Annotated in this window: 20 protein-coding genes; 13 read left to right on the top strand and 7 right to left on the bottom strand. The window is 70.5% G+C overall.

Annotated elements, in window-relative coordinates; all coding sequences use genetic code 11:
* Positions 1-14 precede the first annotated feature (14 nt).
* From pstC to pstB, 3 genes are read left to right on the top strand one after another with little or no spacing between them, the layout of a single operon-like run.
* Positions 15-1,028, top strand: coding sequence for a phosphate ABC transporter permease subunit PstC (gene pstC / locus ACFIF2_RS31505; protein ID WP_395576677.1), 1,014 nt, complete (start codon positions 15-17; stop codon positions 1,026-1,028).
* Positions 1,025-2,086 carry a phosphate ABC transporter permease PstA gene (pstA, locus tag ACFIF2_RS31500; protein ID WP_395576676.1) on the top strand — a complete coding sequence of 354 codons (1,062 nt, stop codon included), beginning with the start codon at positions 1,025-1,027 and terminating at the stop codon, positions 2,084-2,086. Before pstC ends, pstA begins: the two co-directional genes overlap by 4 nt.
* A gap of 57 nt (positions 2,087-2,143) precedes the next feature.
* Positions 2,144-2,920 carry a phosphate ABC transporter ATP-binding protein PstB gene (gene pstB, locus ACFIF2_RS31495; RefSeq protein WP_395576675.1) on the top strand — a complete coding sequence of 259 codons (777 nt, stop codon included), beginning with the start codon at positions 2,144-2,146 and terminating at the stop codon, positions 2,918-2,920.
* 247 nt (positions 2,921-3,167) lie between these two features.
* Here the strand turns inward: pstB and pitH are convergent, their stop codons facing one another.
* Positions 3,168-4,166 carry a low-affinity phosphate transporter PitH gene (gene pitH / locus ACFIF2_RS31490; RefSeq protein ID WP_395576674.1) on the bottom strand — a complete coding sequence of 333 codons (999 nt, stop codon included), beginning with the start codon at positions 4,164-4,166 and terminating at the stop codon, positions 3,168-3,170.
* Between the two features lie 7 nt (positions 4,167-4,173).
* Positions 4,174-4,794 carry a DUF47 domain-containing protein gene (locus ACFIF2_RS31485; RefSeq protein WP_003974832.1) on the bottom strand — a complete coding sequence of 207 codons (621 nt, stop codon included), beginning with the start codon at positions 4,792-4,794 and terminating at the stop codon, positions 4,174-4,176.
* Positions 4,795-5,030: 236 nt separating this feature from the next.
* On the opposite strand from ACFIF2_RS31485, the gene ACFIF2_RS31480 reads away from it, so the two are divergent.
* Positions 5,031-5,408, top strand: a complete 378-nt coding sequence (locus tag ACFIF2_RS31480) for a metal-sensitive transcriptional regulator (RefSeq protein ID WP_395576673.1) — start codon at positions 5,031-5,033, stop codon at positions 5,406-5,408.
* Between the two features lie 40 nt (positions 5,409-5,448).
* Here ACFIF2_RS31480 and ACFIF2_RS31475 read toward each other — a convergent pair whose 3' ends face one another.
* Entirely contained in the window at positions 5,449-5,628 is a 180-nt protein-coding gene (locus ACFIF2_RS31475; RefSeq protein ID WP_395576672.1) for a hypothetical protein, read from the bottom strand.
* A 68-nt stretch (positions 5,629-5,696) separates the two neighbouring features.
* Positions 5,697-6,647, bottom strand: coding sequence for a hypothetical protein (locus tag ACFIF2_RS31470; RefSeq protein WP_395576749.1), 951 nt, complete (start codon positions 6,645-6,647; stop codon positions 5,697-5,699).
* Between the two features lie 93 nt (positions 6,648-6,740).
* On the opposite strand from ACFIF2_RS31470, the gene ACFIF2_RS31465 reads away from it, so the two are divergent.
* Entirely contained in the window at positions 6,741-6,911 is a 171-nt protein-coding gene (locus ACFIF2_RS31465; RefSeq protein ID WP_395576671.1) for a hypothetical protein, read from the top strand.
* Between the two features lie 49 nt (positions 6,912-6,960).
* On the opposite strand, the gene ACFIF2_RS31460 is transcribed toward ACFIF2_RS31465, so the two are convergent.
* Positions 6,961-7,671: a phosphatase PAP2 family protein gene (locus ACFIF2_RS31460; RefSeq protein ID WP_395576670.1), complete on the bottom strand. Its 711-nt coding sequence runs from the start codon at positions 7,669-7,671 to the stop codon at positions 6,961-6,963.
* A gap of 200 nt (positions 7,672-7,871) precedes the next feature.
* Positions 7,872-8,891, bottom strand: coding sequence for an NlpC/P60 family protein (locus ACFIF2_RS31455; RefSeq protein ID WP_395576669.1), 1,020 nt, complete (start codon positions 8,889-8,891; stop codon positions 7,872-7,874).
* Positions 8,892-9,240: 349 nt separating this feature from the next.
* Between ACFIF2_RS31455 and ACFIF2_RS31450 the strand changes: the two genes are divergently transcribed.
* The 6 genes from ACFIF2_RS31450 (at position 9,241) to ACFIF2_RS31425 (ending at position 16,359) form a co-directional block, all read left to right on the top strand.
* Complete coding sequence (locus ACFIF2_RS31450; protein ID WP_395576668.1) at positions 9,241-9,549, top strand: hypothetical protein; 309 nt, start codon at positions 9,241-9,243, stop codon at positions 9,547-9,549.
* Positions 9,550-9,698: 149 nt separating this feature from the next.
* On the top strand, positions 9,699-10,514 hold the full coding sequence (locus ACFIF2_RS31445; RefSeq protein WP_395576667.1) for a hypothetical protein: 816 nt from the start codon (positions 9,699-9,701) through the stop codon (positions 10,512-10,514).
* Complete coding sequence (locus ACFIF2_RS31440) at positions 10,504-11,844, top strand: hypothetical protein (protein ID WP_395576666.1); 1,341 nt, start codon at positions 10,504-10,506, stop codon at positions 11,842-11,844. Before ACFIF2_RS31445 ends, ACFIF2_RS31440 begins: the two co-directional genes overlap by 11 nt.
* Complete coding sequence (locus ACFIF2_RS31435) at positions 11,841-13,400, top strand: SCO6880 family protein (RefSeq protein ID WP_395576665.1); 1,560 nt, start codon at positions 11,841-11,843, stop codon at positions 13,398-13,400. The genes ACFIF2_RS31440 and ACFIF2_RS31435 overlap by 4 nt, the downstream gene beginning before the upstream one ends.
* A 12-nt stretch (positions 13,401-13,412) precedes the next feature.
* Entirely contained in the window at positions 13,413-14,825 is a 1,413-nt protein-coding gene (locus tag ACFIF2_RS31430; RefSeq protein ID WP_395576664.1) for an ATP-binding protein, read from the top strand.
* Between the two features lie 22 nt (positions 14,826-14,847).
* A complete protein-coding gene (locus ACFIF2_RS31425; protein WP_395576663.1) occupies positions 14,848-16,359 on the top strand; it encodes a type IV secretory system conjugative DNA transfer family protein in 1,512 nt (503 codons plus the stop codon).
* A gap of 52 nt (positions 16,360-16,411) precedes the next feature.
* On the opposite strand, the gene ACFIF2_RS31420 is transcribed toward ACFIF2_RS31425, so the two are convergent.
* On the bottom strand, positions 16,412-16,978 hold the full coding sequence (locus ACFIF2_RS31420; RefSeq protein ID WP_395576662.1) for a GNAT family N-acetyltransferase: 567 nt from the start codon (positions 16,976-16,978) through the stop codon (positions 16,412-16,414).
* A gap of 94 nt (positions 16,979-17,072) precedes the next feature.
* Here ACFIF2_RS31420 and ACFIF2_RS31415 point away from each other — a divergent pair, with 94 nt between their 5' ends.
* Both ACFIF2_RS31415 and ACFIF2_RS31410 read left to right on the top strand, forming a co-directional pair.
* Positions 17,073-18,356 carry a sensor histidine kinase gene (locus ACFIF2_RS31415; protein ID WP_395576661.1) on the top strand — a complete coding sequence of 428 codons (1,284 nt, stop codon included), beginning with the start codon at positions 17,073-17,075 and terminating at the stop codon, positions 18,354-18,356.
* Entirely contained in the window at positions 18,353-19,018 is a 666-nt protein-coding gene (locus tag ACFIF2_RS31410) for a response regulator (RefSeq protein WP_395576660.1), read from the top strand. The genes ACFIF2_RS31415 and ACFIF2_RS31410 overlap by 4 nt, the downstream gene beginning before the upstream one ends.
* The last annotated feature ends 27 nt before the right edge of the window (positions 19,019-19,045 follow it).

Here is a 19,045-nt window from a genome sequence, read left to right as displayed (position 1 = left end):
GACCGGAGAACCCGATGGACATAACCACTGACTCCCACAAGCCGACACCAGCACCCGCACCCCAGCAGCCCCCCACGGCCGAGGCCAAGCGCGCCGCCCGCGGCGCCACCCGCCCCGGCGACCGGATCTTCCTCGGGCTGTCCCGCGGGTCCGGCATCTTCGTGCTGGTCATCATGGCCGCCATCGCGGCCTTCCTGACCTACCGCGCCTCGATCGCGATCAGCAAGGACGAGGCCAATTTCTTCACCACCTTCGAGTGGAACCCGAGCGGGATCCCCGCCGAGTTCGGCATCGCCGTCCTGGCCTTCGGCACCGTCGTGTCGTCGATCATCGCCATGGCCATCGCGGTCCCGATCGCGGTGGGCATCGCCCTGTTCATCACGCACTACGCGCCGCGCAGGCTGGGCGGCGCCATCGCGTACGTGATCGACCTGCTCGCCGCCGTGCCCTCGATCGTCTACGGCCTGTGGGGCGCGCTCGTCCTCGTGCCGCACATGGAGGGACTCTTCGGCTGGCTGGACGAGTACTTCGGCTGGACCGGCGTCCTCGAATGGAACGAGGGCCCGCCGCGCTCGCTGTTCACCGTCGGCATCCTGCTGGCCATCATGATCCTGCCGATCATCACCAACGTCAGCCGCGAGGTCTTCCGGCAGGTGCCGCAGACGCACGAGGAAGCGGCCCTGGCCCTCGGCGCCACGCGCTGGGAGGTCATCAGGATGTCCGTCCTGCCCTTCGGCCGCTCCGGCATCATCTCCGCCTCGATGCTGGGCCTCGGCCGCGCGCTCGGCGAGACGATGGCCGTCGCCATGGTCCTCTCCTCGACCTTCGACATCAACGCCAGCCTGTTGAACGCGGGTGGCGGCACCTTCGCCCAGAACATCGCCAGCAAGTTCAACGAGGCCACCCCCATGGGCCGGGACGCCCTCATCGCGTCCGGCCTGGTGCTCTTCGTGATCACCCTGCTGGTCAACGGAGCCGCCCGGATGATCATCGCCCGCCGCAAGGAGTACTCGGGGGCCAACGCATGAGCCACGCAACTCTCTCCGACCAGCGCCCGCCCAGCTCGCTGCGCGGCGCCACCCTGCCCAAGTGGTTCCCCTGGGCGGTCGCGGCGGGCTCCGTCGCCCTCGGCCTCGGCATCAGCGCCGCGGCGGGCCTGCACAGCAGCATCCAGTGGGCCCTGATCGCCGCGGTCCTCTTCGTCCTCGGCTCCTACGGCATCTCGGCCAAGGTCGAGGGCGGGCGGCAGGCCAAGGACCGCGTCGCGACCAGCATGGTCTGGGTCGCGTTCCTCCTGGCCGTGATCCCGCTGGCGTCCCTCGTCTGGGAGACCGTCCAGCAGGGCGTGAAGGTCCTCGACGGCTACTTCCTGAGCCACTCCATGGGCGTCGTCTCCGACTCCGAGCCGGGCGGCGGCATCTACCACGCCCTCCTCGGCACCCTGCAGCAGGTCGGCATCGCCACCGCGATCTCCGTGCCGCTCGGCGTGCTGACCGCGATCTACCTGGTCGAGTACGGGCGCGGCAAGCTCGCCAAGACCGTCACCTTCTTCATCGACGTCATGACGGGCATCCCGTCGATCGTCGCGGGTCTGTTCATCCTCAGCCTGTGGATCATCATCCTGGACATGGGCTACTCCGGCTTCGCCGGCTCCCTGGCCCTGTGCATCCTGATGATCCCGGTCGTCGTCCGCTCCACCGAGGAGATGCTCAAGCTCGTCCCGAACGAGCTGCGCGAGGCGTCCCTGGCGCTGGGCGTGCCGAAGTGGCGCACCATCCTGAAGGTGGTCGTCCCGACGTCCATCGGCGGAATCATCACCGGTGTGATGCTCGCGGTCGCCCGAATCACCGGCGAGACGGCACCCGTGCTGCTGCTGGTCTGGGGTACGAACCTCATCAACTCGAACCCCTTCTCGGACCCCCAGGCGTCCCTGCCGATGTACATCTATCTGCAGTACGGCGCCGGCTACGAGTCGTCCCACGACCGTGCCTGGGCGGCTGCCCTGACGCTCATCGCGTTCATCATGATCCTCAACCTGGTGGCCCGCGGCATCGCCCGCTGGAAGGCCCCGAAGACGGGTCGCTGACGCGGCCAGAGCAAGAACAGTCAGCGACCCGGACACGCGAAAGAAGAAGTGATACCCATGGCCAAGCGCATAGACGTCAGCGGCCTCAACGCCTACTACGGCTCCTTCCTGGCCATCGAGGACATCTCGATGACCGTCGAACCCCGCTCGGTGACGGCCTTCATCGGCCCCTCCGGCTGCGGCAAGTCCACGTTCCTGCGCACGCTCAACCGCATGCACGAGGTCACGCCCGGCGGCCGGGTCGACGGCAAGGTCATGCTCGACGACGAGAACCTGTACGGCGCCGGCATCGACCCGGTGGCCGTGCGGCGCGAGGTCGGCATGGTCTTCCAGCGCCCGAACCCGTTCCCGACCATGTCGGTGTACGACAACGTCGCGGCCGGCCTGAAGCTCAACGGCAAGTTCAAGAAGTCCGAGCTGGACGACGTCGTGGAGAAGTCCCTGCGCGGCGCGAACCTCTGGAACGAGGTCAAGGACCGCCTGAACAAGCCGGGCTCCGGCCTCTCCGGCGGTCAGCAGCAGCGCCTGTGCATCGCCCGCGCCATCGCGGTCGAGCCGAACGTCCTGCTTATGGACGAGCCCTGCTCCGCCCTGGACCCGATCTCGACCCTCGCCATCGAGGACCTGATCGGCGAGCTGAAGGAGCGCTTCACGATCGTCATCGTGACGCACAACATGCAGCAGGCGGCGCGCGTCTCGGACCGTACGGCGTTCTTCAACCTGGCGGCGGTCGGCCAGCCCGGCAAGCTGATCGAGATCGACGAGACGGAGCGCATCTTCTCCAACCCGTCGGTCCAGGCCACGGAGGACTACATCTCCGGCCGCTTCGGCTAGGCCGCCCCACCCCCCGACCCCTCGCGGTGCTGCATGGCGGTGCCACCGCGAGGCGCACAAAGGGCCCGCCCCCGATCACGGGGGCGGGCCCTCTTACCTGCTCACTTAGCTGCGGGCAGTCGTGCCTCCCCCAGTGCCTGAACGGCCTGGGAGGTACCCCCAGGGGCGGCACGGGTGGGCGCAGCGGCACCCGGCCAGCGCCGGACCACGCGCCCCACCCCCGCCCAGCCAAGACACCGGGCGACGCCTACAAGAACACCAGGTTCACGACCCCGAACGACACCGCGGCCACCAACGCCGCCGCCGGCATCGTGATGAACCACCCCATGATGATGTTCTTCGCGACCCCCCACCGCACGGCGTTCACCCGCTTCGTCGCCCCCACACCCATGATCGCCGAAGTGATCACATGCGTCGTCGAGATCGGCGCGTGGAACAGGAACGCCGACCCGAACATGATCGACGCCCCCGTCGTCTCCGCGGCGAACCCCTGCGGCGGATCCAGCTCGATGATCTTCCGTCCCAGCGTCCGCATGATCCGCCAGCCACCCGCGTACGTCCCCGCGGACAGCATCAGCGCACAGGCGATCTTCACCCACACCGGGATGGGATCGCCGTAGTCCTCGACATCGGCGATGACCAGCGCCATCACCACGATGCCCATGGTCTTCTGCGCGTCCTGGAGCCCGTGCCCCAGCGCCATCCCCGCCGCCGAGACGGTCTGCGCGATACGGAAGCCCCGCTTCGCCTTGTGCGGATTGGCCCGCCGGAACATCCACATGATCGCGGTCATCACCAGATACCCGGCGAGCAGACCGACCACCGGCGAGATGAACATCGGGATGACGATCTTGTCGACGACCCCGTGCCAGTACACGGTCGTGCCGCCGGCCAGCGCCGCGCCCACCATGCCGCCGAACAACGCGTGCGAGGACGACGAGGGAAGGCCGAAGTACCAGGTGATCAGGTTCCAGACGATCGCGCCGACCAGCGCCGCGAAGAGGATCCCCATCCCCTTCGATCCCTCGGGTGTCTCGATCAGCCCCTCGCTGACGGTCTTGGCGACCCCGGAGCCGAGGAACGCGCCGGCGAGGTTCATGACGGCGGCCATCGCGAGCGCCGCCCGAGGCGTCAGCGCACGTGTCGACACGGACGTCGCGATCGCGTTCGCCGAGTCGTGGAAGCCGTTGGTGTACGTGAAGAAGAGCGCGACCCCGATGGTCACGACCAGAGCGAAGGTGTCCATGAAGAGGTCAGGACTCCTTGACCGCGATGGTCTCCACCGTGTTGGCCACGTGCTCGAACGCGTCGGCCGCTTCCTCCAGCACGTCCACGATCTGCTTGAGCTTCAGCACCTCGATGGCCTCGTACTTGCCGTTGAAGAGGTGGGCGAGCAGCTTGCGGTGGATCTGGTCGGCCTGGTTCTCCAGCCGGTTGACCTCGATCCAGTACTCGGTGAGGTTGTCCATCGTGCGCAGGTTGGGCATGGCCTCGGCGGTCAGCTCGGCGGCCCGGGCCAGCACCTCGATCTGCTGCTCGACGCCCTTGGGAAGTTCCTCGACGTTGTAGAGGACGACCAGGTCGACGGCCTCCTCCATGAAGTCCATGATGTCGTCGAGGGACGAGGCGAGGTTGTAGATGTCCTCGCGGTCGAAGGGCGTGATGAAGGAGGAGTTCAGCTGGTGGAAGATCGCGTGCGTGGCGTCGTCACCCGCGTGTTCGGCGGCCCGCATACGCTCTGCGATCTCGGCCCGGGCGGATGCGTCCGCCCCGAGCAGTTCCATCAGGAGCTTGGAGCCCGTGACGATGTTGTCCGCGGAGGCGGCGAACATGTCGTAGAAGCTCGTCTCCCTGGGGGTCAGACGAAAGCGCACGTTGGGGTCCTCGGGGTGCATCGGTTTCGGTCAGGCTGATGCTAGGCGCATCATCCGGCCACGGCTAACGGGCCGTCCCCCAGTGTCGCCCATCAGGCAGAGTGATGAGCAGGGGGGCGACGCCGAGGGCTCTGCGAAGGGCCCCTACCCCGCAAAGTTCGTTACCATATACCCGCCAGGGGTATATGTCCGCTATCGCCCCGAACTCTTCCCACACCGCCCCACAGGAGGACGCGATGACGACCACCGAGGCCGGCGCAGGTGCGCCCTCCCCCACCGTGGACACGGCGGAGACGGACGGGACGGACATCGTGACCGACCACGACCGCGGGGTGCACGGCTACCACAAGCAGAAGGACGAGCACCTCAAGCGCCTGCGCCGCATCGAGGGCCAGATCCGCGGCCTGCAGCGGATGGTCGACGAGGACGTCTACTGCATCGACATACTCACCCAGGTCTCCGCCTCCACGAAGGCCCTGCAGTCCTTCGCCCTCCAGCTCCTGGAGGAGCACCTGCGCCACTGCGTCGCCGACGCGGCCGTCAAGGGCGGCGCCGAGATCGACGCGAAGGTGGAGGAGGCGACGAAGGCGATCGGCCGCCTGCTGCGCACCTGACCGGCCCCGGCCCCCCGGGGAGGGCGGCCCGAGGGGCCGGCTACTGGTCGGCCCCGGTCCGCCGCTCCTCCGCCACCCGCAGCACCTCGTCGATGCTCTCCAGGCTGAGCCGCTCCCGGGCGGCCGACGCCGCGATGATCAGTTCGCCGCACAGCTCGATCTCGGCGAGGGCCACGTGGTCCTGAACCGTCGTACCGCCGACCGGAGCCACGCGCGTCACCTCGTCTCTGCCGTCACCGGCTTCCTAGAGTAGGGAGCGGCCTACGCACCGCGCATGGCACGGAAGGGCTAGTTCTTGCCACCCGAGCCGCCCGAGCCACCCGCCCCCGCCTCTCCGGGCACCCCCTGCTCCCCCGGCTCTCCTGCCTCCCCCGCCTCCCCCGGCTCCGACGCGATCTTGCCGGCGTAGATGTCCCGGTCCTCGGGCAGCCGTACGCGCACGGCGGCGCCGAAGTCGCGGAGCAGCGTCGTCGAGGCGACGGCCACGGTCTCCTCCTCGTGCCCGTTCACGAAGCTGAAGCGGTGCCGGACCTTGCGGATACGGCCCTCGTCGTCGAGGTAGGCGTCGAACGGCACCTCGGCGGTGGCGAAGCCCTCGGCCGCCGCGGCCAGCGCCTCCCGGTTGCCCTCCGACGCGCCGCGCGCCGCCCTGGCCAGGTCGGCGGTCCCCCGGTAGTGCCGCACCGCGATCCCCTCGACCTCCGTGCGCCCCACGTACGTCGCCGTCCGCGTCCCGCGCAGCACCTCGGCGGCGGCGAAGGGGTCGGTCGCCCCGCCGGTGACCAGGTTCCCGTCGGACAGCGAGGTGGTGTCCACCCGCACCCACTTGTCGTCGGGGACACCGGCTCCCCGGTTCTTCATGAACAGCGCTCCCGGCGCCAGCAGCTCGGTGATGGGCCGGTGCTCGCTCGTCCCCGCCGGGTCCTGGGGCAGCCGCACCTCCAGCCGCCCGAACCGCCGCTCGAAGTCGTAGACGCCCTCGCCGCGGATGGTCACCCGCGTCCCGCCGCTGGCCATCTCCATGGCGGTACGCGTCCTCGCGCTCCCGGCGGCCACCAGCCGGTCGGCGGCCCGGTGCAGCACGGCGACCGGATCACCGGCGCCGCCGCCCGCTCCCTGGGCCGCCGCGCCCTCCCCGGAGCAGGCGGCGCCGGTCAGACACACGACGACCACGCCCCCGGCGACGGCGAGACCGCCGCCCGCCCTCCTGCCCTGCCGCTCCTTCGCCCACCCGACCATCGCCACCGCCACCTGCCCCAGCCGTCACGCCCGCTCCGGACCTCCTGCCGTCCGGGTTAACGAGGGGCAGGCGACGCCGGTAACGTGGTGGGCGTGGCGCAGCAGGACGGTCTCGAAGCTCCCCAGGAAGTCCCGGAACACCTCACGACGACGGTCGAGCAGGGCCGCTTCTGTCTGGCCCGCTGCGTCTGCGGCTGGCGCGGCCCGGCGCGCAGGGCGAGAAGCCAGGCCCGCACGGACGCGAGAGCGCACGCCTCGGCCTGACGGACCGCGCGTCCGCGACCCCGCGTGAGCGGCCCCTACGCAGCGGTCCCTACGCGGCGAGGTCGCGCTCCCCCGCGCCGGCGCTCTCCCTGCGGGCCTCCGGGATCACGGCGTCGCGCTCGGCGGCGCCGCCCCGCCCTCGCGCGCTGATCAGCCACCCCACCCGGGGCGACCGCTCGACGGCGCGGGTCAGCGGCGTCAGCAGGGCCATGGCGACCGGCGACAGCAGCAGCGCGACGGCCGTACCGAGCGCGAAGCCGCCGATGACGTCCGTGGGGTAGTGCACACCCATGTAGACGCGGATGAAGCCGCCGAACAGCGCGAGCACGATCGCGCCGATCCCGAACTTCCGGTTGGCGACGAACAGGGCGACGGCGAGCGCCATGCACAGGGTGGCGTGATCGCTCACGAAGGAGAAGTCGTCCTTCCCCGCGACCAGCACTTCCAGCCCGTCATGGGTCTTGAACGGTCTCGGCCGCTCCACGAAACCCCGTATCGGCACGTTGACCAGGACCGCGACACCGGCCGCGAGCGGCGCCCACACCAAGGCGGCCACGCTCGACGCCGCGTCCTCACCGCCCCGCCGCCGCACGGACCACCAGCACCCCAGCACCAGCAGCACGATCGCGAACAGCAGTCCGTACTCACCCACGAACTCCATGACGCGGTCGAACCAGTGCGGCGCGTCCTTGGCCAGGCCGTTGATGTCGTAGAGCAGCTCGACGTCGGGGTTCGACCCGGATTCGGCGAGTCCAGCCATGGTGCTGCGGCCCCTTCGTCATGTCCTGCGGCGCGCCGTGCGCGCGCCTCTTCCGCCACCCCCGTGGTCACGCCAACAGGAACGCACGGCCCCCGTTGATACGTTCCACACTCCACGGAATGATCACGCAGACGTTATCGAAGAGAGATACGTCGCCGCAGCTCAGGGCATGGTTTCACGCTGTGTTCAAACCATCTCATTCACACCGTGGTGGGCAGCGCTTTCGCGCCATCCTCGGTGACCCGGGTGGCCCCGAAGTAGTCGGGGGTGTCGATCGGGTCGAACCGGATCACGGCCCCCGGCCGGGGCGCGTTGATCATGTACCCGCCGCCGACGTACATCCCCACGTGCCGGATGGCCCGCGAGTTGGTGAGGTCGTCCGAGAAGAACACCAGGTCCCCGGGCAGCAACTCGTCCCGCCCCGGATGCGGCCCCGCGTTGTACTGGTCGTTGGCGACCCGGGGCAACTCGATCCCCACGCTCTCGTACGCCGCCTTGGTCAGCCCCGAGCAGTCGAACCGGCCTCCCTGGTCCGCCGTCCCGTTCCCACCCCACAGATAGGGCGTCCCGAGCTTCTCCTGCGCGTAGGCGATCGCCCCGGCGGCCTGCTCGGACGGATCCACCCGCGTCTCGGGCGCCGCGAAACTCTTCTCCAGGGTCGTGATCACCTTGACGTAGTTCTGGGTCTCCTTGTACGGCGGCACACCCTGGTACTTGATCACCGCGTACGCCCCCGCGTTGTAGGAGGCCAGCATGTTCTCGGTCGGATTCCCGGGCACGTCCTTCACGTACGACGCGAGGGAGCAGTCGTACGACGCCGCCGACGGAATGGCGTCCTTCGGGTCCCACACGTCCCGGTCGCCGTCGCCGTCCCCGTCGATCCCGTGGGTGGCCCACGTACCGGGGATGAACTGCGCTATGCCCTGCGCCGCCGCGTGGCTCTGCGCCCTCGGGTTGAAGCCGCTCTCCTGGTAGAGCTGGGCGGCGAGCAGCGCGGGGTTGATGGCGGGGCAGAGGTTGCCCCACTTCTGCACGAGCGGCTGGTACGCCGCCGGCACCGATCCCTTGGCGAGCTTCTTCGACCCGCCGCCGGAGCCGCCCGCGAGGTTCCCGGCGATGACGTAGACGCCCACGACGAGCAGCATCACGAAGCCCATCCCGAGGGCGACCGCGACACCGGCACCGACCCACAACTTCCGCATGGGCCAACTTTCCCCCATGCCCGGCCCGTTCAATGACACTTTCCAGCCATGTCGCGCACTTGATCGGGAAGACGAACCGTCACTTCGCAGAAGGGCCCAACGACACAACCACCCGTCAGGTTGCGCTCCAGCATCATTGCTAGGCGTAACCTGACGTGATACACAGAGTGACCATACGACTCATCGCACACCGGTCCGCACCACCCTGTCAGGGCCCGGGACGGACCGGTGGCAAGCTATTCGCACGAAACCCGCCAATCGATGACGCCAAGTCGACATACGACGGCGCCTTCGTCGGCGACAATGATGCCTGACCTCTGCATGTCCGCAGAGGGTGCGGAACTACCCAACAGGGGCGGTGACTTACATGCTCTTTGCGGCCGACGAGGGAGACATCAACACCATCATCGGGGGGATCGCTCCGGACTGGGGCCCCTTCGGTGCGCTGGGGGCCGAGGCGAAGACGCTGGTCCAGGTCGTCATGGCCGTAGCCATCCTGCTCTGCCTCGGCATCGCCATCTGGGGCGCCGCCAAGCAGCGCATCGGCGCCACCGCGCTCCGCGACACCTTCAGCGCGGAACAGGGCAAGGGCCTCATCATCGCCGGGCTGACAGGCGTGTTCATCATCGGCTCACTCGGCACGCTCTTCACCATCGTGTACGGCATGGCCGTGTAGCTCCACCACCCATCCCACCCGCCCGTCGTGCCAACCGGCTGAGGTTGCGTTTCCCTGATGTCGAGTCACCACACCGCGCCCGCGCGGGAACCAGCACGGCTACCGTCGTACTTCTACGGCAGGCACGACGTCGAGGGGGCGTTCGCGGCATGAGTCTGGGAGACGACCACCAGTCCTCCGGCGGTTACGGCGGCACCGGGCAGACACGGACCCGGCTGCCCGACGGAGAGGGCGACGGCTACGGCACCCCCCGGCGCGGCGGCCGCTCGTCGTCCCGGAGCCTGGTCACGGTGGTCGGCGTCGTCGTCCTCCTCATCGCGGCGATCGCCTTCGCGAACCGTGGAGGAGACGATTCCGCGTCCTCGGACGACCCGGCCGCCGACAAGCCGAAAGCCGCGGCGACGGCCCCTTCGGGCACCCGCCCGGTCCAGTCCGGCTTCGCCCACGACGACCAGGGAGCCCAGAGCGCGGCGGCGAACTACGCGGTGGCGTTGGGCTCGGCCGACATGTTCGACAAGGCCAGACGGCAGGGAATCATCGACACCGTCTATGCACCGGACGTCGCTGCTTCCCGCAGGGAGGCCCTGGACGGTGCGTACTCGAGCGCGGAGTTCCTCGCGAACATCGGTCTCGACAAGAACGGCAAGGCGCCCAGCGGCCAGACCTTCGTCTCGCGGGTGATCCCGGTGGGCACCAAGGTCACGTCATCCAGCGCCGACAAGGCCACCGTCGAAGTCTGGTACACGTCCCTGTTCGGGCTGTCGGGTAACAACTCGACCAATCCGGTGACGGAGAGCTGGTACACCACGACGTACCAGCTGACGTGGACCAACAACGACTGGAAGGTCATCGACTTCCAGCAGAAGGACGGACCGGTGCCGGTCGGGCGCGATCAGCGAGCCTCCACCGCCGACGACATGACGAAGGCCGTCGAGGAGTACGGAGGGTTCACGTATGCGCGCTAACCACCGCGTCCTCAAGGTCGCAACCGCCGTCACCGCAGTACAGACGACTGTGGTGCTGCTGGCCGCCCGCGCCGTCGCCGCACCCACGCCCACGCCGACGCCGGCCGATACTGACAACCCTTGCGACCTCATCCGCGGCCCCGCCAAGGAGTACTGCGAGAACGGCCAAGCCGGCGCCGGATCCACCAGCCGCGACACCCCCGACGTCACCACCACCCTCGACCCCCTCTCCTCCCTCGCCAAGGGCTGTGCCGACGCCGCCGCATGGACCGTCGACAAGCTCAGCGCCGCCGTCGAGGACACCGCCGACGTCGACTTCACGAACCCGAAGTTCCTCCAGCAGTACGCCGTCGTCTTCGCGGCGTCGACGGTCCTCACGCTCGTCCTGTGGCTCCTCGCGGTGGCGAAGCGTGCCGTGCGCGGCGTCCCGCTCAGCACCGCGCTCTCCGAGGCCATCGGGTTCCTCTGGCTCACCGTGCTGGCGTCCGCCTTCACCCCGCTGATCCTCTACACGGTCGTATCGGCCACCGACGGCATCACCGACGTCCTCGCCAAGACCACCGGCGACCAGACGGACACGTTCTTCGGCACGTTCTCCGGCGCCCTGAAGAAGGGCGAGGACATCGGCGGCGGACCGATCATGCTGATCGTCGTCTCCCTGGTGTCGATCCTCGCCGCCGGCGTCCTGTGGCTGGAACTGGTCATCCGCGCCGCCCTGCTCTACGTCGGCGCCCTGCTCGGCACGGTCGTCTACGCCGGCCTGGTCGACAAGAACCTGTGGGGCCACGTCCGCCGCTGGGCCGGGATCATGATCGCGGTCATCCTGGTGAAGCCCGTCATCGTGATCGTCCTCGGCCTCGCCGGGGCGCTGTCCGCCGACGACGGACCCGACGCCTTCTCCGCCGTGGTCTCCGGCCTCGCGATCATCCTGCTCGCCATCTTCGCGTCCGCGATGATCTACCGCTTCGTCCCCGGCTTCGGCGACGAGATCGCCGGCTCCCGCAACAACCGCATCATGCAGGGCGCCGAGGGCAAGGCCGCCGCCGTGATCAGCTCCCCGGCGAACCTGGTCGCCCAGGGCATCCGGACCCACAGCACCCGCCACAACGGCGACAGCGGAGGCGGCGGCCAGTCCGCGTCCTCCTCCGCGCCCCGCCCCTCGAACCCCGCCTCCGGCGGAGTCGCCGCGCACAGCGCGCGCCCCTCGAACGGCGGCGGCGGAACTGTCCCCTCCGCCGCACCCGCACCGCGCTCCGGCAGCCCGGTGAACACGCCCCACGCCAGCAACACCCGCAACAGCAAGAACAGCACAGGAGGTGACGGGCGTTGACGACCGAGTCCCACGTGTCCCATCCGGTCACGCCCCGCCGTACGTATCTGATCGGCCGCGCCCGGCCGAACGCGATCGTCGGCCGCAACCGCGAGACCGGTGAGATCGCGCTGATCGTCGTCGGCGCGTTCCTCGGCATGATGTGCGGGCTCCTCGTCCCCGTCCTGACCCTGCGCATCGTGCTGCTCGTCGGCTTCCCGATGCTCGCGCTGGCCGCCGTCTACGTGCCGTACAAGCACCGGACGTTCTACAAGTGGTTCGAGATCAACCGCAGCTACAAGCGGACCCTGCGCAGCGGCACCACCTACCGCTCCGGCGCCGTCGAGGCCGGCACCCGGCTCGACGGGCGGGAGGTCGAGGTCGGCCCGCCGCCCGGCATCGGCCGCATCACCTGGCTCGCGGCGCCCTTCGGGCCGGACGAGATCGCCGTACTGCTGCACGCCGACCGCAAGACGGTGACCGCCGCGATCGAGATCGAGGGCCCCGGCGTCGGCCTGCGCGACTCGGAGGACCAGGAGGCCCTGGTCGACCGCTTCGGCACCCTGCTCAAGCACGTGGCCAACGGCGACGGCTTCGTCACCCGCATCCAGATGCTCGCCCGCACCCTCCCGGCCGACCCGGACGCGCACGCCAAGGACGTCGCCCAGCGCGGCGACGACAAGGCGCTGCCGTGGCTCCAGCAGTCGTACGACCAGCTCCAGTCGATGGTGTCCACCAGCAGCGAGCAGCACCGCGCCTATCTCATCGCCTGCATGCACTACACCCGTGAGCTGGCGGCCGAGGCCAACGCCATGGCCCGCGCCGCCCGCCCGCACAACGGCCGCAAGCTGGACCGGGACGCGGGCCTCGCGGTGGTGATGGCGCGGGAGCTGACGGACATCTGCTCGCGCCTCCAGGAGGCCGACATCCGCGTCCGCCAGCCGCTGGGACAGGGCAGGCTCGCCTCCCTCATCCACGCGATGTACGACCCGGACCACCCCATCGACCACATCCAGGCGATGACCAAGCGCAACGCCTGGCCGGCCGAGCTGGACGCGATGGAGCCCACCTACCTCCAGGCCAAGACCCGCGAGTCTTCCACCCGCGCCCCCTGGTGCCACGCCACCGCCTGGATCAAGGAGTGGCCGATGACCCCGGTCGGCGTGAACTTCCTCGCGCCGCTCCTCGTCCACACCCCGGACGTCATCCGCACGGTCGCCGTCACGATGGACCTCGAACCCACCGAGGTCGCCATCGAGCGCATGCTGACCGAGAAGACGAACGACGAGGCCGAGGCGTCCCGCGCCGCCAAGATGAACCGCACCGTCGACCCCCGCGACATCGCCGCCCACGGCCGCCTGGACCAGCGGGGCGAGGACCTCGCCAGCGGCGCGGCCGGCGTCAACCTGGTCGGCTACATCACCGTCTCCTCCCGCTCCCCCGAGGCACTGGCCCGCGACAAGCGGACGATAAGGGCCTCGGCCGGAAAGTCGTACCTGAAACTGGAGTGGTGCGACCGCGAGCACCACCGCGCCTTCGTGAACACACTTCCGTTCGCCACCGGCATCCGAAGGTAGGGGCTGAGCCTGATGCGGGACCCGCTGTCCGTCCTCACCGAAGCCTTCACGTCCTTCCTCTTCGGGAAGGTCGAGACGACCCGCCTGCCCGTCCGCACCTCCACCGGCCAGGCGCAGGCCGTCTACCTGCCGACCGCCGCGCCCGGCCTCGGCGACTCCGGCGTGATCATCGGCCGCGAGGTCTACTCCGGCAAGGGCTACATCTACGACCCCTTCCAGCTCTACGGCCAGCAGCTCCCCGCCCCGCACTGGCTGGTCCTCGGCGAGTCCGGCAACGGCAAGTCGGCGCTGGAGAAGACGTACGTCCTGCGCCAGCTCCGCTTCAAGGACCGCCAGGTCGTCGTCCTGGACGCGCAGGGCGAGGACGGCGTCGGCGAGTGGAACCTCATCGCCGAGGAGCTGGGCATAACGCCCATCCGGCTGGACCCGATGGCCGCCCTGGACCACGGCATCCGGCTCAACCCCCTGGACCCGGCGATCACGACGACCGGGCAGCTGGCCCTGCTCCGCACGATCATCGAGGTCGCGATGGGCCACGGCCTCGACGAGCGCTCCGGTTTCGCGCTCAAGGTCGCGCACGCCTACGTCAACGAGACCATCGTCGAGCGCCAGCCGGTCCTCACCGACATCGTCGAGCAGCTCCGCCACCCCGAGCCGGAGTCGGCCGAGGCGATGAACGTCGCCATAGACGACGTACGGGCGTGGGGCCTGGACGTGGCCCTCGTCCTCGACCGGCTCGTCGACGGCGACCTGCGCGGCATGTTCGACGGACCGACCACGGTCGGCATCGACCTGGACGCCCCGCTCATCGTCTTCGACCTCTCCCACATCGACCGCAACTCCATCGCCATGCCGATCCTCATGGCGATCGTGGGCGTGTGGCTGGAGCACACCTGGATCCGGCCCGACCGGAAGAAGCGCATCTTCCTGGTCGAGGAGGCCTGGCACATCATCAACAGCCCGTTCGTGGCGCAGCTCTTCCAGCGGCTGCTGAAGTTCGGGCGCCGGCTGGGCCTGTCGTTCGTGGCGGTGGTCCACCACCTGTCGGACGTCGTCGACGGGGCGGCGGCCAGAGAGGCCGCGGCCATCCTGAAGATGGCCTCCACCAGGACGATCTACGCCCAGAAGGCCGACGAGGCCCGGGCGACCGGCCGCGTCCTCGGCCTGCCCCGCTGGGCCGTGGAGATCATCCCCACCCTCACCCCGGGCATCGCGGTCTGGGACGTCAACGGCAACGTCCAGGTGGTCAAACACCTGATCACCGAGACCGAACGCCCGCTGGTCTTCACCGACCGCGCGATGACCGAGTCCTCCGCCGACTTCAACGACGACGCCCTGCGCGCGGCCGAGCTGGAGGCGGAGGAACGGGCGGCGGCCTTCGTGGAACAGCACATCGCCGACTCGTCCGAATCGACGGTGGCGTAGCCGAGGGGGAGGAACGGGACGGATGAGACCGGACGACGACCGGCGGCGGGACGGCCAGGGAGGCATCCCGGACGGCCTGCTGCTGGGCATACTCGCCTTCCTCCTCGGCATGACGCTGCTGGTGTGGACGGCGACCGGCCTGTCCGCCCTGTTCGCCCACGGCGCCTGGCCGGCCGGCGTGACCTTCGCCGGCACCCCCCTCGCCATGCGCCACCTGGTCGCCGAACCCCACGACCTCCCCGGCGCCTGGCCCGACACCCCGGCGACGGACCTCTCCGGGTACGGCCTGTTCTGGGGGCTGTTCATCGGCCAGCTGATGGTGCTGGTCGTGCTGACCGTGTTCGTGATGGGCACGGTCGCCCGCTGGCGGGCGGTACGGCAGCGCCGACGCGCGGAGGCGCGGGCGGCGATGACGGCCGTACGGAAGCCGGATCCCCAACCGGAACCGGAGCCGCGGCCGCAGCCACAGCCGGCGCGGCAGCCGGAACCGGAGCAGGTGCACGACGTACCGACCCCGAGGGCGCCGCGGCAGCCGACACCACCGGTGACCGAACCCCTCGCTGCCGTGGCCGACGGCAAACGGCTGGGCGGTTGGGAAACCCCCCGCACCGAAGGCACGGTCCACTACGGCCCCCCGGCCACCCGCCACTCCACCGCCGCGAACGCCCTGCGCGAAGCGGACGGCGCCGCCCTCGTCATCACCTCCAGCCCGGCCCTGTGGGCGGACACCAAGGACGCCCGCGCGAAACTCGGCCCCTGTCACCTCTACGACCCCGGCCACCTGTGCGACACCCCGGCCCGCCTCCACTGGTCCCCCCTCGCCGGGTGCGAGGACCGGCCGACGGCCACGGCACGGGCCGCCGCGCTCCTCGCCCCGGTCCGCCCCACCGCGCGGCTCGACCAGGCGGTCGGCGACACGGCCGAGCTGCTCCTGCGCAGCTACCTTCACGCCGCCGCGGTCGACGGCCGTACCGTCCGCCACGTCCACCGCTGGTCCCAGGGCCTCCAGATCCAGGACGCCGTACGCATCCTCCGCACCAGCCCGAAGGCCGCCCCCGGAGCCGCGGGCGAACTCGAAGGCGCCCTCACCGCCCACCCCGAGCGCCGGGACATGGCACAGCAGCTCACCACCCGGGCCCTCGCCGCCCTCTCCACGGTCAACATCCGCGAGGCGTGCACTCCCAACCGAACTGATGCCCTCGCCTTGGATTCCTTCGTCCAAGAACAGGGAACGCTTTACGTGGTGGGTGAATCCATCGAGGACCCCCGGACGAGTCCCGGCGCGATGCCGCTGCTGACGGCGCTCGTCTCAAGCGTGGTCGAGCGCGGCCGGCGCATGGCCGAACGGTCATCCTCCGGTCGCCTCGACCCACCACTCACCCTCGTCCTGGACGACGTGGCGGCCGTGGCCCCGCTCCCCCAGCTCCCCGAGCTGCTGGCCACCGGCGCCGACCGCGGCCTGCCGACCCTGGCCCTGCTCCGCTCCCGCGAACAGGGCAGGTCCCGCTGGCCCCACCACGAACTCCCCGTCTAGCGACGGCCACTGCAACCCCGCGACCCCGGCGCCCCGGCCCCCCGGCACCGCCTCACCGCTCGAGCACGAACTCCAGCTCGTGATCCCCCGGGCCCCCGCCCGCGAGCGGCACGGTCCGGCCGCTCGGCACGAACCCGGCCTTCCGGTACGCCCCCTGCGCGCGCCCGTTGTCCGGGTGCACGATCAGCCGCACCCGCTCCAGGCCGCTCTCCCACGCCCATTCCAGCCCGGCGGCGAACAACGCCTTGGTCAGCCCGCTCCCCCGCCACTCGGGTCGTACGAACACCCCGACGACGTGCCCCTGGCTCCGCTCCACGGGGAACCCCGCCCAGTCCGTCGTCCCGGCCTCCTCCACCAGCACGGTCAACGTCCCGAGCCACAGACCCCCCGGCCCCTCGGCGACGAACTGCCGCGCCCTGCCGTCCCCGCCCTCGGCCCCGCCCTTCGCCCGCTCCTGCCAGTAGGAGTCCGGCCGGACCACCGCGTCGTCGTACGTCTCCAGGTACGCGAGGTGCGCCAGCGGATCCCGCAGCGCACGCAGCCGCAGCTCCTTCACGGCGGGCCACTCGTCGGCGCGTATGGAGCGGATCACGTAGTCACCGGGGACCGAGGTACTCATGCGGGCCACCGTAATACCCGGGTACTACGCCCCTCACCTGATATACGCCCCCGGGACGGACGCCCTCCGCGCCCGTATCCCCGACCATGGTCGGATGGAGCCCGTGCACCCCGCCGCGCGAGAGCGGACGGCGGAACCCCTCACCGAGTACGTGCAGCGCGTCAACCGCCGCGTCCGCGCCTTCGACCGCCGCCGTCCCCTCGTATGGGACCTGCTCCTCACCGGCTTCTGGGTACTGGCCGCCCTGATCGACGCCTCCGGCGGCTGGCGCAACGTCGCCCACGACCCCGACGTCCCCACCGGCCTCGTCGTCACCCTCAGCCTCGCCCTCTCCGTGCCGCTCCTGTGGCGGCGCGGCCACCCCGGGCTCGCCCTGCTCCTCACTCTCCCCGCGGCCCTGGTGAGCGCCTGGTCGGGCGCCGCCCTCCAAGCGGCCCTGCTCCAGCTCCTGCTCGTCCACCACATCGCCCTGCGCCGGCCGCTGCGCCACCTCTCGTGGGCGGTGGCCGTCGTGCTCGCCCCGACCTGCGTCACGGTCGCCCGCTACGGGGACAGCGCGGGCTCCTGGACCCAGCAGGTCGGCTCGCAGCTCTCCGCCATCGGCGTGGCCGCCCTCATCGGCATCACCGTCCGCACCCGCCGCGACTACACCGAGGCCCTGGAGGACCGCGCCCGCCGTCTGGAGACCGAGCGCGACCAGCAGATCCGCCTCGCCGCCGCCGCCGAACGCGCCCGCATAGCCCGGGAGATGCACGACATCATCGGTCACAACCTCTCCGTCATCACCAGCCTCGCCGACGGCGGCCGCTACGCCGCCGCCAAGTCCCCCGACCGCGCCGCCCAGGCCCTCGACGCCATCGGCACCACCAGCCGCCAGGCCCTGGGCGAACTGCGCCGCCTGCTCGACATCCTGCGCGACGAGGAACAGACCGGACGACCCGAGCCGGCCGAGCTCTCCCCCCAGCCCGCGCTCACCGACCTCGACCGCCTCCTCGACGGCGTCCGCAAGGCCGGCCTCCCGGTCCGCACGACCGTCCGGGGCCGGGCCACGCTCCCGGAGGGCCGCCAGCTCACGGTCTACCGCGTCGTCCAGGAGGCCCTCACCAACACCCTCAAGCACGCCGGCCCGGACGCCACCGCACACGTCGACCTCTCCTACGAGGCCGCCGGCGCCGTCACCCTCACCGTCTCGGACACCGGTACCGGCGGCCCGGCCCCCGGCCCCTCCGCCCTCTCCGCCTCCTCCGACGGCCGCGGACTGCCCGGAATGCGCGAACGAACCGCCCTGTACGGCGGCACACTTGAGGCCGGGCCACGCCCTCACCCCGAACGCGGCTGGCGCGTTCACCTTCACCTACCGGAGGAATCCCCGCAGTGACCACCGTCCTCATCGCCGACGACCAGCCACTCCAGCGCTTCGGCTTCCGCATGCTCCTGGAGAGCCAGGACGACATGACGGTCGTGGGCGAGGCGGCCAACGGCGCCGAAGCGGCCCGGATGGCAGCCGAACTCCGCCCCGACGTGGTCCTCATGGACGTACGCATGCCCGGCTCGGACGGCATCGAGGCGACCCGCCGCATCGTCGCGGCCGGCGGACGCACCCGGGTGCTCATCCTGACCACCTTCGACCTCGACGAGTACGCCTACTCCGGTCTGCGCGCCGGAGCCTCCGGGTTCCTCGTCAAGGACGCCCAGCCGGAGGAACTGCTCTCCGGCATCCGCGCGGTGGCCACCGGCGACGCGGTCGTCGCCCCGAGCCTGACCCGCCGCCTGCTGGACGCCTACGTCCACCACCTGCCGGCCGCCACAGAACCGGACGGCTCCCCCGACCACCGCCTCGCCTCCCTCACCGAGCGCGAGAGCGAGATCCTCCGCGTCATGGGCCAGGGCTGGACCAACACGGAGATAGCGGAGCGCCTCCACCTGGCCGAGTCGACGGTGAAGACCCACGTGGGCCGCATCCTGGCGAAGACCGGCTCCCGGGACCGCGTCCAGGCGGTCATCCTGGCGTACGACACAAAACTGGTGAAGCCGTCCTGACACGAAAAGCCTGACACCAAAAGGACC

Source organism: Streptomyces sp. BK79, assembly GCF_044142145.1.
Lineage (GTDB): Bacteria > Actinomycetota > Actinomycetes > Streptomycetales > Streptomycetaceae > Streptomyces.
The sequence above is the reverse complement of the archived record's forward strand: the minus strand, read 5'-3'. Positions and strand labels throughout refer to the sequence as shown.

Excerpts from the sequence above, each read along its gene's own strand:
- ACFIF2_RS31480 (WP_395576673.1), top strand. The coding sequence starts at position 5,031 with ATGACGACCACCGAGGCCGGCGCAGGTGCGCCCTCCCCCACCGTGGAC.
- pitH (WP_395576674.1), bottom strand. The coding sequence starts at position 4,166 with ATGGACACCTTCGCTCTGGTCGTGACCATCGGGGTCGCGCTCTTCTTC.
- ACFIF2_RS31455 (WP_395576669.1), bottom strand. The coding sequence starts at position 8,891 with ATGGGGGAAAGTTGGCCCATGCGGAAGTTGTGGGTCGGTGCCGGTGTC.
- pstB (WP_395576675.1), top strand. The coding sequence starts at position 2,144 with ATGGCCAAGCGCATAGACGTCAGCGGCCTCAACGCCTACTACGGCTCC.
- pstC (WP_395576677.1), top strand. The coding sequence starts at position 15 with ATGGACATAACCACTGACTCCCACAAGCCGACACCAGCACCCGCACCC.
- ACFIF2_RS31420 (WP_395576662.1), bottom strand. The coding sequence starts at position 16,978 with ATGAGTACCTCGGTCCCCGGTGACTACGTGATCCGCTCCATACGCGCC.
- ACFIF2_RS31440 (WP_395576666.1), top strand. The coding sequence starts at position 10,504 with ATGCGCGCTAACCACCGCGTCCTCAAGGTCGCAACCGCCGTCACCGCA.
- ACFIF2_RS31445 (WP_395576667.1), top strand. The coding sequence starts at position 9,699 with ATGAGTCTGGGAGACGACCACCAGTCCTCCGGCGGTTACGGCGGCACC.
- ACFIF2_RS31470 (WP_395576749.1), bottom strand. The coding sequence starts at position 6,647 with ATGGTCGGGTGGGCGAAGGAGCGGCAGGGCAGGAGGGCGGGCGGCGGT.
- pstA (WP_395576676.1), top strand. The coding sequence starts at position 1,025 with ATGAGCCACGCAACTCTCTCCGACCAGCGCCCGCCCAGCTCGCTGCGC.
- ACFIF2_RS31450 (WP_395576668.1), top strand. The coding sequence starts at position 9,241 with ATGCTCTTTGCGGCCGACGAGGGAGACATCAACACCATCATCGGGGGG.
- ACFIF2_RS31415 (WP_395576661.1), top strand. The coding sequence starts at position 17,073 with ATGGAGCCCGTGCACCCCGCCGCGCGAGAGCGGACGGCGGAACCCCTC.
- ACFIF2_RS31460 (WP_395576670.1), bottom strand. The coding sequence starts at position 7,671 with ATGGCTGGACTCGCCGAATCCGGGTCGAACCCCGACGTCGAGCTGCTC.
- ACFIF2_RS31425 (WP_395576663.1), top strand. The coding sequence starts at position 14,848 with ATGAGACCGGACGACGACCGGCGGCGGGACGGCCAGGGAGGCATCCCG.
- ACFIF2_RS31430 (WP_395576664.1), top strand. The coding sequence starts at position 13,413 with ATGCGGGACCCGCTGTCCGTCCTCACCGAAGCCTTCACGTCCTTCCTC.